The following is a 14800-nucleotide window of genomic DNA, read 5'->3' as shown; positions in this document are numbered from 1 at the left end:
AGAGACACGTATGGAAACCCCTCCGCCCACGACCCCGCGCACCGAGCCCACCGACGCGGACGTCGAGGCCTTCAAGCAGCAGCTCGGCCGGCCCCCGCGCGGGCTGCGCGCCATCGCGCACCGCTGCCCCTGCGGACTGCCGGACGTCGTGGAGACCGCGCCGAGGCTGCCCGACGGCACCCCGTTCCCCACGCTGTACTACCTGACGTGTCCGAGGGCGAACTCCGCGATCGGCACGCTGGAGGCGAGCGGCCTGATGAAGGAGATGACGGAGCGGCTGCGCAGGGACCCCGAGCTGGCCGCGGCGTACCGCGCGGCGCACGAGGACTACATCCGGCGCCGCGACGAGATCGAGGAGCTGAAGAACTTCCCGAGCGCGGGCGGCATGCCGGACCGGGTGAAGTGCCTGCACGTCCTGGTCGCCCACTCGCTGGCCGCGGGCCCCGGGGTCAACCCGCTGGGCGACGAGGCGCTGGCGATGCTGCCGGAGTGGTGGAGCAAGGGCCCGTGCGTGACCCTGCCCGAGTCCGGTACGGAGAATACGGAGAAGGAGGACGGCCAGTGACCCGGGTCGCCGCCATCGACTGCGGTACGAATTCCATCCGTCTCCTCGTGGCCGAAGCGGACCCTGACACGGGCGAACTGACGGACCTGGACCGGCGGATGACGATCGTGCGGCTCGGCCAGGGCGTCGACCGCACGGGCCGGCTGGCCCCCGAGGCGCTGGAGCGCACCTTCGCCGCCTGCCGCGAGTACGCCGAGATCATCAAGCAGCACGGCGCCGAACACCTCCGTTTCGTCGCCACCTCCGCCACCCGCGACGCCGAGAACCGCGACGAGTTCGTGCGCGGGGTGGTGGACATCCTGGGTGTGGAACCCGAGGTCATCACCGGCGACCAGGAGGCCGAGTTTTCCTTCACCGGTGCCACCAAGGAGCTCGCCGGGCGGGCCGACCTGCGCCGTCCGTTCCTGGTGGTGGACATCGGCGGCGGCTCCACCGAGTTCGTCGTCGGCGACGACCACGTACGCGCCGCCCGCTCCGTGGACGTGGGCTGCGTACGGATGACCGAGCGGCACCTGGTGCGCGACGGGGTCGTGACGGACCCGCCCACCGAGGAGCAGATCGCGGCGATGCGCACGGACATCGAGGCCGCCCTCGACCGTGCCGAGGAGACGGTCCCGCTGCGCGAGGCGCACACCCTGGTCGGCCTGGCGGGCTCGGTCACGACCGTGGCGGCGATCGCCCTGGACCTGCCCGCGTACGACTCCGCGGCCATCCACCACTCCCGCGTCTCCCATGACCGGGTCCGCGAGATCACCGAGTGGCTGCTGCACTCCACCCACGCCGAACGCGCCACGGTGCCCTCCATGCACCCGGGACGCGTCGACGTGATCGGCGCCGGCGCCCTGATCCTGCTGGCGATCATGGAACGGATCGGCGCCGAGGAGGTCGTGGTCTCGGAGCACGACATCCTCGACGGCATCGCCTGGTCCATGGCCTAGGTCTCCTTTGCTACTGGTCAGTAGCACTCCGCTGAGCAGTCGGGATAGCGTTTGAGCGGTGCTCGGGGGGCTCGCGGGCCCCTCGGGGAGGGGTCGGCCGGGAAAGTTCGTGAAGTTCTTCACAAGGAATTGGCCCCGGCGGAACGAAGAAGTGGGTCCGATTGACCCGTTCGGGCCCTCAACACCCCTTTGAACACGTTCAGAAGGGGATGCGAAGCGTCTCGTCGGCGAACGCGGCGCGGACCGGCCGACCGGCCTCACGCTCGCCGCGAACCGATAGAGAGGCAGCTCACGCGCCATTGACAACGCCCCGTGCGATACTCCGGTTCCCGATCGGCGATGTGATCTGGATCAAGAAGCGCGGGATGGTAACACAGGGCCTGTCGGACCTTGTGAAGGGGCGCACGAGGTACCCCCCTGAGGCGGGTGGATACTCGATGCATGAGCACCACGGAGCGTCCCAGGATCCTCGTAGTAGGCGGTGGGTACGTAGGCCTGTACGCAGCTCGGCGCATCCAGAAGAAGATGCGTTACGGCGAGGCGACCGTCACCGTCGTCGACCCGCGGTCGTACATGACCTACCAGCCCTTCCTGCCCGAAGCCGCCGCCGGCAGCATCTCCCCGCGGCATGTCGTCGTCCCGCTGCGACGCGTGCTCCCCAAGGCGGAGGTCCTCACCGGCCGGGTCACCACCATCGACCAGGACCGCAAGGTCGCCACGGTCGCCCCGCTGGTCGGCGAGGCGTACGAACTGCCCTTCGACTACCTGGTGATCGCGATGGGCGCGGTCTCCCGCACCTTCCCGATCCCCGGCCTCGCCGAGCAGGGCATCGGCATGAAGGGCATCGAGGAGGCCATCGGCCTGCGCAACCACGTCCTCGAGCAGCTCGACAAGGCCGACTCCACCACGGACGAGGAGATCCGGCGCAAGGCGCTCACCTTCGTCTTCGTGGGCGGCGGCTTCGCCGGTGCGGAGACCATCGGTGAGGTCGAGGACATGGCCCGGGACGCGGCCAAGTACTACACCAACGTGTCCCGCGAGGACATGCGCTTCATCCTCGTCGACGCCGCGGACAAGATCCTCCCCGAGGTCGGTCCCAAGCTCGGCAAGTACGGCAAGGAGCACCTCGAGAGCCGTGGCGTCGAGGTCTACCTGTCCACGTCGATGGACTCCTGCGTCGACGGCCACGTGGTGCTCAAGAACGGCCTCGAGGTCGACTCCAACACCATCGTGTGGACGGCGGGCGTCAAGCCGAACCCGGCGCTGGCCCGCTTCGGTCTGCCGCTGGGTCCGCGCGGCCACGTCGACACCGAGCCGACGCTCCAGGTCAAGGGCACGGACTACATCTGGGCCGCGGGCGACAACGCCCAGGTCCCGGACCTCGTCGGCCGCAAGGCCGGCAACGAGAACGCCTGGTGCCCGCCGAACGCCCAGCACGCTCTGCGTCAGGCCAAGGTCCTCGGCGACAACGTGATCTCCGGCATGCGGGGCTTCCCGCAGAAGGAGTACAGCCACGCCAACAAGGGCGCGGTGGCGGGCCTCGGCCTCCACAAGGGCGTGGCGATGATCGTCATGGGCAAGTTCAAGATCAAGCTCAAGGGCCGGCTGGCCTGGTACATGCACCGTGGCTACCACGGTCTGGCCATGCCGACCTGGAACCGCAAGATCCGGATCTTCGCCGACTGGACGCTCGGCATGTTCCTCAAGCGCGAGGTCGTGTCCCTGGGCGCGATCGAGTCCCCGCGCGAGGAGTTCTACGAGGCGGCGAAGCCGGCGCCGGCGCCCGCGCCCGCGGCGGCGAAGCAGGGGCCGAAGAAGACCGAGGCCAAGGCCTCCTGACCCCCGGTCACCCCAGAAGGGGCCGCCCGCCATCCGTGGTGCGGGCGGCCCCTTCCCCGTTCCGGACACCGACTCGGCCGCCCCGCCTCGGTACCCCGGGAACGGCCCTTCCGGAGCCTTGCCTTGGTGGGGTTCGTGGTGTCCCGGGAAGGGCCCTCCCAAGCCCTGCCCGGGCGGGGGTCCGCGGTGTCCCGGGAAGGGCCCTCCCGAAGCCCGCCCCGGTGGTATTCGCGGTGGCCCCGGAACGGTCCTCCCGAGCACCTGCCCCGGTGGGGTGGGTGGTGTCCCGGGATGGGCCCTTCCGAAGCCCTGCCCGGGCGGGGGTTCGCGGTGGCCCCGGGAATGGTCCTCCCGAGCACCTGCCCCGGTGGGGTTGGTGGTGTCCCGGGATGGGCCCTCCCAAGCCCTGCCCGGGCGGGGGTTCGCGGTGTCCCGGGAAGGGCCCTCCCGAAGCCCGCCCCGGTGGGGCTCTCGGCGACCCGAGAACGGCCCTCCCGAACCCCTGCCCCCGTGGGGCGCCTTGTCAGCTCCCGAGTCGGGTGGTGGGTGGGCATAGGCCGGGGGTCCAGGGGGCGGAGCCCCCTGGGTGGGGAGTGAAGACGGGGGCCCACCCCCACACACCGGGCCCGTGCAACAACCCGCCCCGCCTGCACAGCCCATGCGAGTGCGTTTCCGTGTTTTGCCCAGACGTGACGCGCGCCGGGGACTGCCAACCCACCCCCCAGGTGTTTACGTGGTGAGGACATTCCGGGATTCCCCGTCACGGAGGTGTACACCATGGCAGACGCCGCCCAACGGCTGAAGGGCATCCTCGAGCAACTGATCGGCACATCCCTCCCCGTCCGCATCCGCACCTGGGACGGCTCCCAGGCCGGCCCCCCCGACGCCCCCACCCTGGTCGTACGCAACCGCCGCGCCCTGCGCCACCTGCTCTGGAAGCCGGGCGAACTCGGCCTCGCCCGCGCCTGGGTGGCCGGCGACCTCACCGTCGAGGGCGACCTCTACACCGCCCTGGACCGGCTCGCCGGACTCATCTGGGAGCGCGACGAGGACACCCGCCCCCTCACCCAGGCCCTGCGCGACCCCTCCTTCCGCTCCGCCGTCCGCGGACTGATCGCCCTCGCGGGCCACCCGCTCCCTCCCGCCCCGCCCCCGGAGGAGGCCCGCCGCCCCCGCCGAGGACTGCACACCAAGCACAGCGACAGACGGGCCATCAGCCACCACTACGACGTCGGCAACGACTTCTACGAGATCGTCCTCGGCCCGTCGATGGTGTACTCCTGCGCCTACTGGCCCGCCCCGCCCCCGGAGGGCACCCTCGAACAGGCCCAGCACGACAAGCTGGAACTGGTCTGCCGCAAACTCGCCCTGCGGCCCGGCCGGCGCCTGCTGGACGTCGGCTGCGGCTGGGGCTCCCTGGCCATCCACGCCGCCCGTGAGCACGGCGCGACCGTCGTCGGTATCACCCTGTCCCAGGAGCAGGCCGCGTACGCCCGTAAGCGCATCGCCGAAGAGGGCCTGACCGACCGCATCGAAATCCGCGTACAGGATTACCGGGACGTCGCGGACGGGCCGTACGACGCCATTGCGTCCATCGGCATGGCCGAGCACGTCGGATCGCAGCGCTATCTGGAGTACGCCACCGTCCTGCACACCCTTCTGCGGCCCGGCGGACGGCTGCTGAACCACCAGATCGCCCGCCGCCCGCAGCGCGACGAGACGACGTACCAGGTGGACGACTTCATCGACGCCTACGTCTTCCCCGACGGCGAACTCGCCCCGCTCGGCACCACGGTGTCCCTGCTCGAGCGCGCCGGCTTCGAGGTGCGCGACGTGGAGTCGATCCGCGAGCACTACGCGCTCACCCTGCGCCGGTGGGTGGCGAACCTGGAGGCCGACCGGTCCCGCGCGGTGGCCCTTACCAGCCCGGGACGCGTCCGCGTCTGGCAGCTGTACATGGCCGCCTCCGCCCTCGCCTTCGAACGCAACCGCATCGGCGTCAATCAGGTCCTCGCCGTCAGGACCCCCGAGTCCGGCGCCGCCGCGCTCCCCCTGCGCGCCCGCACCTGGAACTGACGCACGCGCGACGCACCCGACACCGCCCGGCCCACGCGACAACGGGCCCCGCTCCACCCGGAACGGGGCCCGCAACACAGCCGCAGCCGCTACCGCTCTACTCGGCCTTGATCGCCTGGAGCATGTTCAGACGGGCCGCCCGCCGCGCCGGCCACAGCGCCGCCAGCACACCCACCACCGCGGCCAGCAGCAGGAAGACCCCCATCCGGGCCCACGGCAGGACCAGTTCGTACGTCGCCATCCTCGACCCGAGCAGCTCACCGGCCGCCCAGCCGAAGAACACGCCGAGGCCGAGGCCGAGCACCGCGCCGAACAGCGAGATCACCAGGGACTCCAGCCGCACCATCCGCTTGACGCCCCTGCGGTCAAGGCCGATCGCCCGCAGCATGCCGATCTCCTGGGAGCGCTCGAACACCGACATCGCCAGGGTGTTGATGACGCCGAGGACCGCCACGATCACCGCCATCGCCAGCAGGCCGTAGACAAGGTTGAGGATCAGGGTGAACATCCTTGCGATCTCGTTGGAGAGGTCCTGCTTGTCCTGGACCTTGATCGCCGGGTTGCTGCCGAGGGACTTCTCCAGCGCGTCCTTCGCCGCGTCGGACGTACCGGCGGCGGTCTTCACCATGACCATCATGTCGGCCGGGTCCGACTCGTGCGGGTCGAGGGCCGCGGTGTCGACCATGATGCCGCGCATCATCTCGTTGGCCTCGTAGACACCGGTGATCGTGAGCTTGCGCTTGTCGCCGTCCTGGTAGGTGACGGTGAAGTCCGAACCGGCCTTCCAGCCGTACGACTTCGCGGTGCCCTCGTCCACGACGGCTCGTGTGCCACCGACCTCGAAGGTGCCCTGCGTGACCGGGAACTCGGTCAGCTCCTCGATCGTGGCGCCGTTCACGCCGGTCAGACTCTCGTGCCCGCCGTCGACACGGGCGTACGCGTTGCGCATCGGGCTGACGGCGGTCACATCGTCGGACTTCCTCAGCTGCTTCTCGACGTCCTGCGACAGGGGGAGCCCGTTCGCCATGGACACCATGTAGTCCGCCTCGATCGCGGAGGCCGCCATCTTGTCGATGGACTTCTGCAGGCTGCCGGCCATCACCGTCATACCGGTGATCAGAGTGAGCCCGATCATCAGCGCGGACGCGGTGGCGGCGGTACGGCGCGGGTTGCGCACCGAGTTCTGCCGGGCCAGCTTCCCGGAGACCCCGAAGCCGCGCAGCACCGGGGCCGCGGCGGCGATCAGCGGCCGGGACAGCAGCGGGGTCAGGATGAAGACGCCGATGATCAGCAGAACCGCGCCGAACCCCATCGGGGCCTGCCCGTCGGAGCCCTCCATCGTCGTGGCCACGAGGACCACCGCGAGACCGGCCGCCGAGAACAGCGCGCCGAGCGTGTTGCGCAGCACCAGCGACTTGGTGGTCGCCTGGGCGTGCACCGCGCTCATCGCCGCCACCGGCGGGATCTTCGCGGCCCGGCGGCCGGGCAGCCACGCGGCGAGCATGGTCACCAGGATGCCGACCGCGAACGCGGAGGCCACCGTGCCGGGGGTGATCACCAGGGGGCCGTCGGGCATGGGCGCGTCCAGCGTCCCCATCAGCGAGCGCAGACCCCTGCCGATGCCGACGCCCGCGACGAGTCCGACCACGGCGGCGACCGCGCCGACCACGAACGCCTCGATCAGCACCGACCGCGTGACCTGGCGCCGGGAGGCGCCGACCGCGCGCATCAGGGCCAGTTCCTTGGTGCGCTGGGCGACCAGCATGGTGAAGGTGTTGGCGATGATGAACGTACCGACGAACAGCGAGATGCCGGCGAACACCAGCAGGCCCTGCTTCAGACCGCTCATCGAGGCGGCGATCGACTCGGCCTGGTCGTCGGCGAGCTGCGTGCCCGTCGTGGTCTCCACGACATCGGAGGGCAGCGCCTTCTCCAGCTGGTCCCGCAGCTCGGTCTCGCTGACACCGTCCTTCGCCTTGACGGCGATCTCGTCGAACGTGCCCGCCTTGCCGAGCAACTTCTGCGCGGTCGGCGTGTCGAACAGCGTGAGGCTGCCGCCCGCCGCGACATTGCCGTCGTCGGTGGTGAAGACACCGGTGATCTCCGGCTCCAGGACGGGACCGGCGATCGACATCCGTACGGTGTCACCGACCTTGTAGCCGGTCCGCTTCGCGGTCTCGGAGTCGATGAGGATCTCGCCCTCGCCCTTCGGCGCGCGCCCGCTGACCAGCGGATACCGCGGGTCCTCGGCACCCCAGTAGTTGCCGCCCTGGGACTGGAAGCCGTCGCCGATCAGCTTGCCGTCCTTGTCGGCGAGCGCGGTGAAGCCCTGGACGTTGCCGATGGCCTGCGCGGCGCCGGGCACGGCGGCACTGGCGTCGACCAGTTCGCGGGTCAGCTCCTGGTACTCGCCGGCCTTGTCGCCCTCGCCCTCCTTCCACTGGGCGGTGACGGCGACATCGACGTGGTCGAAGCCCTTGGCGGACTGCTTCTGCAGGGCCTGGGAGAGGCTGTTGGTGAAGACCAGGGTCCCCGACACGAAAGCCACGCCGAGCATCACGGCGAGCACGGTCATCAGGAGCCGGGCCTTGTGCGCGAGCACATTGCGCAAGGCGGTTCGGAACATGGAAGTCTTCTCGAGTCCAGACGTACGAGGGAGAGGGAGGGGAAGGGCGGGCCTGCGGCGGGCCGGGGTGTCAGCTGGTGCGGCCCTTGGCGTCGAACTGCTTCATCCGGTCGAGCACCGAGTCGGCCGTCGGCCCGTACATCTCGTCCACGATCCGGCCGTCGGCGAGGAAGATCACGCGGTCCGCGTAGGCGGCGGCGACCGGGTCGTGGGTCACCATGACCACCGTCTGACCCAGCTCGCGCACGGAGTTGCGGAGGAAGCCCAGGACTTCGGCGCCGGAGCGGGAGTCGAGGTTTCCGGTGGGCTCGTCGCCGAAGATGATGTCGGGGCGCGAGGCCAGCGCCCGCGCCACGGCGACGCGCTGCTGCTGGCCGCCGGACAGCTGCGAGGGCCGGTGGCTCAGTCGGTCGGACAGTCCCACCATGCCGATCACGGTGTCCAGCCACTGCTTGTCCGGCTTGCGGCCGGCGATGTCCATCGGGAGGGTGATGTTCTCCAGGGCGGACAGCGTCGGAAGCAGGTTGTACGCCTGGAAGATGAAGCCGATCTTGTCCCGGCGCAGCTTGGTGAGCTGCTTGTCCTTGAGCGAGCCCAGCTCGGTCTCGCCGATGCGCACGGAACCCGAGGAGAAGGTGTCGAGCCCGGCCACGCAGTGCATCAGCGTGGACTTGCCGGAGCCGGACGGCCCCATGATGGCGGTGAACTCGGCCTGGTGGAAACCGACGGAGACCTGGTCCAGGGCGACCACCTGGGTCTCGCCCTGGCCGTAGATCTTCGACAGCTCCGTGGCGCGCGCGGCCACGGTGGTGGTCCGGTCGGCTGGGGGTCCCCCCGGACGGAGTTTGGGGGAGGGTGCGGTGGTCACGGGATGGACGCTCCTGTCGGGACGGTCGTGCTCTCGGGCACGGCGTCCATCGTTCCGCCGCTTTGCCGCCGTGTAGTCACCCGCTGCTCCGGTTCCGGGGGGCGACTGGGGTCGGACCGCCGGACGCGCCGTCATACCTGGGGATGACGGGACACCCTGAGGGGGCCGTGCCGAGAACGGGTGGAGCGCCCTTGTTCGGACGGTGAAATTCCGTCATTCCGCATACGTGGCGGGGCGTCAGCCGCAAGGCTGCTGGCACGTGCTGACGGCGAGGTCCCTGGTCTGATGCTCCCTCAGGCGCCAATAAAATAAGACAAGATCGGGCCATCGCGCCGCTGCCGGCGCGAAGGTCACCGATAGGCTCGGAGCCGCGAAGCGGAGCCCACGGCCTGCCCGGATGGTGGAATGCAGACACGGCGAGCTTAAACCTCGCTGCCCCTCAGAGGGCGTGCCGGTTCAAGTCCGGCTCCGGGCACTTTTACGGCCGTATGACCTGACCTGCAGGCAAGGCTCGTATTCGCTGTCGCTCACTTGTGTCGCTGGCGCACCGCGACGCAGCGGTGGTGTGCGCCTCGTCGACCACCGTCAACGGGCATCCCGTATCCGTACCTCTTCAGGAGGTACGCGACAACTCGCATCCCGGCCCGACCAGAACAGCGGTGTCGACGTGATTCCATGGCCGGCGGCCGCCGCGGTCGGGCTCGGACTCCTTGATTCGCTGGGCTGGTTCGGCATCGTGCAGCAGCGACTGGACAGCGGCGAGCAACTCCACTCCACCCAGGACGAGCGGGTGACGGCGGCCCTTCGCGCCGGCGTCTCGGAGCCGCTGTGGGACAAGGGCAAGGAGCTGAAGGCGCAGGTCTTCCCCGACCAGTTCGAACGCTGGTTCGGCGTGCCGCTGGCCACTGGCGGGAGCGCTGCCGCGCTCGTCTTCCCTCGCATCGAGGCCGACGCTCTCCCGGCCGAGGAGAACACCGTCCGGACGCTCGGCGACGGCGACTTCATGAGCGGTGAGACCGAAGACCGGTACCCCGATGTGTTCGGCCTCCTGGGCATGGACGGCGGTGGGGCCCGCAGCGTGCGACAGGAGATCGCCCGGCGGCTGGGAGCACTGCCGCACCACTCCGTCGTCCTGACCCGCGACGTGGCCGCGAACGGCGCCTTCCTGGCCAAGCGCGTCGGGGTGTGACCCCCGGTTTTCGAACGGACGTACCCCTTCGGCTCGCTCGGCATCCTCGCCGGGGGCGCCGCCCACATCGTGCCGCCGGGGCCAAAGGGGTGAATCTCGCCGTCGGAGACGTGGTGGTGCTTGCGCGGGCGCCGGCCCACGAGAAGGAGACGGGTTCGGCCGAGCAAGCGGATGATCTCCGGCCGGTTCCGGGTCGGTCATGGTTCGGTTCTCCGTGGTGAGGGGAATCACCAACCCGCGTAGCGTGTTGCGCAGCAAGACGAGGGAAAGATCCTCCCCAAGCATTAGGGTCATTCCTTTGCCTACCTATTACTCTTGAGCCAAGGCCGCGTCGTGTGGCCATGGAGGAGTGAAATGAGGAGCAGAAACCCGGTCTTCTCGCGACGGGGGTTCAGCCGCGACAACGGCTACGCGGGCTTCAATACCGCGCCGCAGGCCGGGGGTCCCGCTGTCGCCACGCAGGCCAACCCGTACGCGCAGCCGACGGGCAACCCGTACGCCCAGAACCCCTACGCGCAGCAGGACCTGCAGTACGGCGCACCGCCCCAGGCCCCGGCCACCACCGGCCGGATGACGATCGACGACGTCATCGTGCGCACGGCCAGCACGCTCGGCCTGCTCATCGTGACCGCGGCGCTCTCCTGGGCGCTGCTGCCGGTCGACGACGCCAACATCAGCCGGTCGTACGGCATCGGTATCGGTGCCGCGCTGATCGGCATGGTGCTGGCGCTGGTGCAGTCCTTCAAGCGCAAGCCCACCCCCGCGCTGATCCTGACGTACGCGGCGTTCGAGGGTGTCTTCCTCGGCGTCATCTCCAGCATCGTCGACAACCGCATCGCCGACGGTGCGGCCATGCAGGCCGTGCTCGGCACCATGGCGGTCTTCGCCGGTGTGCTGGTGGCGTACAAGGCGGGCTGGATCCGCGTCAACCGCCGCTTCTACGGCTTCGTGATGGCGGCCGCGCTCGGCTTCATCCTGCTGATGGCGGTCAACCTGCTGTTCGCGGTGTTCGGCGGCGGTGACGGCCTCGGCTTCCGCAGCGGCCCGCTCGGCATCATCTTCGGCATTGTCGGCATCATCCTCGGTGCCTGCTTCCTCGCCCTGGACTTCAAGCAGGTCGAGGACGGCATCGCCTATGGTGCGCCGCGCGAGGAGGCCTGGTTCGCCGCCTTCGGCCTCACGCTGACGCTGGTGTGGATCTACATGGAGTTCCTGAGGCTCATCGCGATCTTCAACAGCAGCGACTGACGACGGACGGCGTCCCGCACGCCGCCGACGTGAAAGACAAGGGCCCCGGTATCCACCGGGGCCCTTCGTCTGTGCGCGCTAGAGCAGTTTGCGCGCGGCCCTCCTCAAGTCGTACTCATGGACGATCGCCTTGGCGTGGCCGTACGCCAGGTCGTACTCGTGCCGGAGCCAGCTGACCTTCTCCTCGAAGCGGAAGAGTGACGGGCCTTCTTCGACGGTGCGCAGCCAGTCGGAGATCTCACGACCGGTGCAATGGGGGATACGGGCGAGCATGTTGCGATGGGTCTCTGCGGAGAACACTTGGGACATCGGCGCCTCCGGACGCTGGGATGTATGCCGGTCCTTCACGTCACCGTGCCTGAGCGTCCGCCCGTTGGCAACAGTCCTGCCGCGCCGCGTACGCTCACCGCGTGGTTGATACGACACCCTTCACCCGCGCCGTGGATCATTTCGCCGACCGCCTGCGGGCCGCGCCGCAAAGCCGGCTGCAACGGGGTGCGGCCGCCGAAGCGCTCGCCCTGGCCAGGGAATTGGCACGGCGCACCCAGCTCGTCGAGGAGCCGGGCACCGCGCCCCGGGAGATGCCCGACGCCGGTATGTTCGCCGCCGCCGACCAGATCACCGTCGCCGGTCGCGACTTGGCCCTCGTACTGAAGAACGACGACGAGGTCGAGGAGGCCGTCCGGCTTGTGGAGGAGGCACGCGAGCGCGCCGGGGTGTGATCCGGCGTGCTCCGAGGGCTCCTAGGGCTCTATGGGCTCTAAGGCAAGGGCGGAGGGCTGGGGCTACAGGGACGCGATGACGCGGTCCGCCAGGATGTAGACGCTCTCCTCGCCGCACGAGAAGGTCAGCGTGTACGCCCCCGAGATGCCGGAACCGCCCAGCAGGAACGGGGTCTCGCCCGCGCGCAGGGCCCCGGCCAGGCGCTCCGCGGTCTCGCGGTGGCCCGGCGTCATGCACAGCGTCGTCCCGTCGGCGAACACGTAGACGTCCAGGGTGCCCAGCGGACCCGGGCGGACGTCGGTCAGCTCGGTGCGCTCGGCGGCCAGTTCCTCCAGGATGGACACGGTGCGCTCGTGGTCGTCGACGACCGGTGACGGGTTGGGCACGAAGTCCGGGTGCGAGGGGTGACGGCGGCGGGCCGCGGCCGGCTCGGAGGAGTCCCCGGCGTGCTCCTCGGGGGCGTCGGCGCCGGGCTCGATCACCGCCTCCAGACCCGCGAAATCGGCCTGCCGGGGCAGGAACAGCTCGCTGTCGGCCAGGCCGAGCAGGGACGGGGCGTCCGAGGCGTCACGTGCCTCCTGAGCGGCCCAGAAGGCCCGCGCCTCGGCGAGCTCACGCTCCCGCTCCTCGGCGAGTGCCTCCGCCACCGCGGCGCGTATCTCGTCCGTACCGGCCGCGCGGGCGGAGGGAACACGCGGGCGCGTGGCGGCCTGGATCCCGGCCAGCTCGGTGTGCAGGGCCGCGACCTGTCGGCGCAGCACCATGATGTTGCGCAGGACGGCGACGCCCACGGCGCCGGTGGCGGCCGTGGTGATCAGCAGGGCGATCGGCAAGGCGCTCACTGACGTACTCCCGGTTCACAGTCGACCCCCGACTTCCTACATCAGCTTGAACGGCGGACTAACCTTCTGTCAGTGCGTAACGTCACGAAACGGACAGTTCTTTGAGGGTGTCCCCCTTGAGGGCGGTGGCGCTGACCTGCGGGGATCTCCTCGGTAAGAGGGATAGGTCACATCCTGGGGGAGATTGGATCACGGAACGGCCCGGACCCCGGTGGTGACCGGGGTCCGGGCGGGTGTCTCACGGACGGTGCCGGGACGGCTACCGTGCGCCCGTGTGCTGTCTCGTGCGCTGTGCCGCGGTGCTCAGCTGAGGCGCTCGATGACCATCGCCATGCCCTGGCCGCCGCCGACGCACATCGTCTCCAGGCCGAACTGCTTGTCGTGGAACTGCAGGGAGTTGATGAGCGTGCCGGTGATGCGGGCGCCGGTCATGCCGAAGGGGTGGCCTACGGCGATGGCGCCGCCGTTGACGTTCAGCTTCTCCAGCGGGATGCCGAGGTCACGGTAGGAGGGGATCACCTGGGCGGCGAACGCCTCGTTGATCTCGACCAGGTCGATGTCGTCGATGGTCAGACCGGCGCGGCCCAGGGCCTGCTTGCTCGCCTCGACCGGCCCGAGGCCCATGATCTCCGGGGAGAGGCCGGAGACGCCGGTGGAGACGATCCGGGCGAGCGGGGTGAGACCCAGCTCGCGGGCCTTGGTGTCGCTCATGATGACGAGCGCGGCGGCGCCGTCGTTGAGTGGGCAGCAGTTGCCGGCGGTGACGAGTCCGTCCGGGCGGAAGACCGGCTTCAGGCCCGCGACGCCCTCCATGGTGACGCCGGGGCGGGGGCCGTCGTCCTTGCTGATCACCGTGCCGTCGGGGAGCGTCACCGGGGTGATCTCGCGCTCCCAGAAGCCGTTCTTGATGGCCTCTTCGGCGAGGTTCTGCGAGCGGACGCCGAACTCGTCCATGTCCTGGCGGGTGACGCCCTTGAGGCGGGCCAGGTTCTCGGCGGTCTGGCCCATCGCGATGTACGGGTCGGGCACCAGGCCGTCCTCGCGCGGATCGTGCCAGGTCGACCCCTCCGACTCGGCTACGGCGGCGGTACGGGCCTCGGCCTCGGCGAACAGCGGGTTGCGGGTGTCCGGGAGGCTGTCGGAGTTGCCCTTGGCGAAGCGGGAGACGGTCTCGACACCGGCCGAGATGAAGACGTCGCCCTCGCCTGCCTTGATGGCGTGCAGGGCCATGCGGGAGGTCTGCAGCGAGGACGAGCAGTAGCGGGTGATGGTGCAGCCGGGGAGGTGGTCCATGCCCATCTGTACGGCGACGATGCGGCCGAGGTTGTTGCCCTGCTCGCCGCCGGGGAGGCCGCAGCCGAGCATCAGGTCGTCGATGTCCTTCGGGTCCAGCTCGGGGACCTTGGCGAGGGCGGCCTGGATGATCGTGGCGGTCAGGTCGTCCGGGCGCAGGTCCTTCAGGGAGCCCTTGAAGGCGCGGCCGATGGGGGAGCGGGCGGCTGAGACGATCACGGCTTCGGGCATCACGGCTCCAGATGTAAGAGGTGGCGCGCAGCGCCTCGTTGAGGGGTGGTGGTCGGGAGACGGGTGGGCGTACCGGTGAGTTGGTGCAGGGCTTCTTGGGAAGTTACCCGGCCGTATGAGCGGGGTCACGACCCCCACGGTGTGACATGGACCGCAACTGTCTAAGCGCTTGCTTGGCAAGTCCGGCCCGCGCCTCCCGCCTCACACCGGCCCGCGTCACGCCGGCCGTTCCCCGCTTCACGCGCCGCCGGCCCGCCGCAGCTGCCGCAGCTGCGGGCAGTCGTGCCTCCCCCAGTGCCTTAAGGGCCTGGGAGGTACCCCCAGGGCGATGGGGGTCCCCCCGCTCGAGCGAAGTCGAGAGT

General features: G+C 70.0%; 12 protein-coding genes, 1 tRNA gene and 1 pseudogene. 9 read left to right on the top strand and 5 right to left on the bottom strand.

Features of this window, described 5'->3' with window-relative positions; all coding sequences use genetic code 11:
* Positions 1-10: 10 nt before the first annotated feature.
* The 4 genes from AB0L56_RS22820 (at position 11) to AB0L56_RS22805 (ending at position 5418) form a co-directional block, all read left to right on the top strand.
* Positions 11-565, top strand: a complete 555-nt coding sequence (locus AB0L56_RS22820; protein WP_365425782.1) for a DUF501 domain-containing protein — start codon at positions 11-13, stop codon at positions 563-565.
* Positions 562-1503: a Ppx/GppA phosphatase family protein gene (locus AB0L56_RS22815; protein ID WP_361027391.1), complete on the top strand. Its 942-nt coding sequence runs from the start codon at positions 562-564 to the stop codon at positions 1501-1503. Before AB0L56_RS22820 ends, AB0L56_RS22815 begins: the two co-directional genes overlap by 4 nt.
* 441 nt (positions 1504-1944) lie before the next feature.
* Positions 1945-3342 carry an NAD(P)/FAD-dependent oxidoreductase gene (locus tag AB0L56_RS22810; protein ID WP_361027388.1) on the top strand — a complete coding sequence of 466 codons (1398 nt, stop codon included), beginning with the start codon at positions 1945-1947 and terminating at the stop codon, positions 3340-3342.
* Positions 3343-4119: 777 nt separating this feature from the next.
* Complete coding sequence (locus AB0L56_RS22805) at positions 4120-5418, top strand: cyclopropane-fatty-acyl-phospholipid synthase family protein (RefSeq protein ID WP_365425779.1); 1299 nt, start codon at positions 4120-4122, stop codon at positions 5416-5418.
* A 97-nt stretch (positions 5419-5515) separates the two neighbouring features.
* Here the strand turns inward: AB0L56_RS22805 and AB0L56_RS22800 are convergent, their stop codons facing one another.
* Both AB0L56_RS22800 and AB0L56_RS22795 read right to left on the bottom strand, forming a co-directional pair.
* Positions 5516-8044: an FtsX-like permease family protein gene (locus tag AB0L56_RS22800; protein ID WP_365425777.1), complete on the bottom strand. Its 2529-nt coding sequence runs from the start codon at positions 8042-8044 to the stop codon at positions 5516-5518.
* Between the two features lie 70 nt (positions 8045-8114).
* Positions 8115-8912, bottom strand: coding sequence for an ABC transporter ATP-binding protein (locus AB0L56_RS22795; protein ID WP_365425775.1), 798 nt, complete (start codon positions 8910-8912; stop codon positions 8115-8117).
* 391 nt (positions 8913-9303) lie between these two features.
* On the opposite strand from AB0L56_RS22795, the gene AB0L56_RS22790 reads away from it, so the two are divergent.
* The 4 genes and pseudogenes from AB0L56_RS22790 to AB0L56_RS22775 all read left to right on the top strand — a co-directional run bounded on the left by AB0L56_RS22790 (position 9304) and on the right by AB0L56_RS22775 (position 11349).
* A tRNA-Leu gene (locus AB0L56_RS22790) sits at positions 9304-9387 on the top strand.
* A gap of 192 nt (positions 9388-9579) precedes the next feature.
* Positions 9580-10101: a hypothetical protein gene (locus AB0L56_RS22785; RefSeq protein ID WP_365425773.1), complete on the top strand. Its 522-nt coding sequence runs from the start codon at positions 9580-9582 to the stop codon at positions 10099-10101.
* 45 nt (positions 10102-10146) lie between these two features.
* A pseudogene (locus tag AB0L56_RS22780) lies at positions 10147-10265 on the top strand (FAD-dependent monooxygenase); the annotation flags it as partial.
* Positions 10266-10455: 190 nt separating this feature from the next.
* Entirely contained in the window at positions 10456-11349 is an 894-nt protein-coding gene (locus AB0L56_RS22775) for a Bax inhibitor-1/YccA family protein (protein ID WP_361027356.1), read from the top strand.
* 78 nt (positions 11350-11427) lie between these two features.
* Here the strand turns inward: AB0L56_RS22775 and AB0L56_RS22770 are convergent, their stop codons facing one another.
* The gene (locus AB0L56_RS22770) at positions 11428-11658 is read right to left on the bottom strand and encodes a DUF4287 domain-containing protein (RefSeq protein WP_037939887.1); all 231 of its coding nucleotides are present in this window, start codon (positions 11656-11658) and stop codon (positions 11428-11430) included.
* 101 nt (positions 11659-11759) lie between these two features.
* Here AB0L56_RS22770 and AB0L56_RS22765 point away from each other — a divergent pair, with 101 nt between their 5' ends.
* A complete protein-coding gene (locus AB0L56_RS22765) occupies positions 11760-12071 on the top strand; it encodes a hypothetical protein (RefSeq protein ID WP_365425771.1) in 312 nt (103 codons plus the stop codon).
* 63 nt (positions 12072-12134) lie between these two features.
* Here AB0L56_RS22765 and AB0L56_RS22760 read toward each other — a convergent pair whose 3' ends face one another.
* Together AB0L56_RS22760 and AB0L56_RS22755 are read right to left on the bottom strand one after the other, a co-directional pair.
* Positions 12135-12914 carry a hypothetical protein gene (locus tag AB0L56_RS22760; RefSeq protein WP_365425769.1) on the bottom strand — a complete coding sequence of 260 codons (780 nt, stop codon included), beginning with the start codon at positions 12912-12914 and terminating at the stop codon, positions 12135-12137.
* 303 nt (positions 12915-13217) lie between these two features.
* On the bottom strand, positions 13218-14438 hold the full coding sequence (locus AB0L56_RS22755) for an acetyl-CoA C-acetyltransferase (protein WP_361027347.1): 1221 nt from the start codon (positions 14436-14438) through the stop codon (positions 13218-13220).
* Positions 14439-14800: the final 362 nt, after the last annotated feature.

Source organism: Streptomyces sp. NPDC052079, assembly GCF_040680275.1.
In the GTDB taxonomy this organism is placed as follows: domain Bacteria; phylum Actinomycetota; class Actinomycetes; order Streptomycetales; family Streptomycetaceae; genus Streptomyces.
The sequence above is the reverse complement of the archived record's forward strand: the minus strand, read 5'-3'. Positions and strand labels throughout refer to the sequence as shown.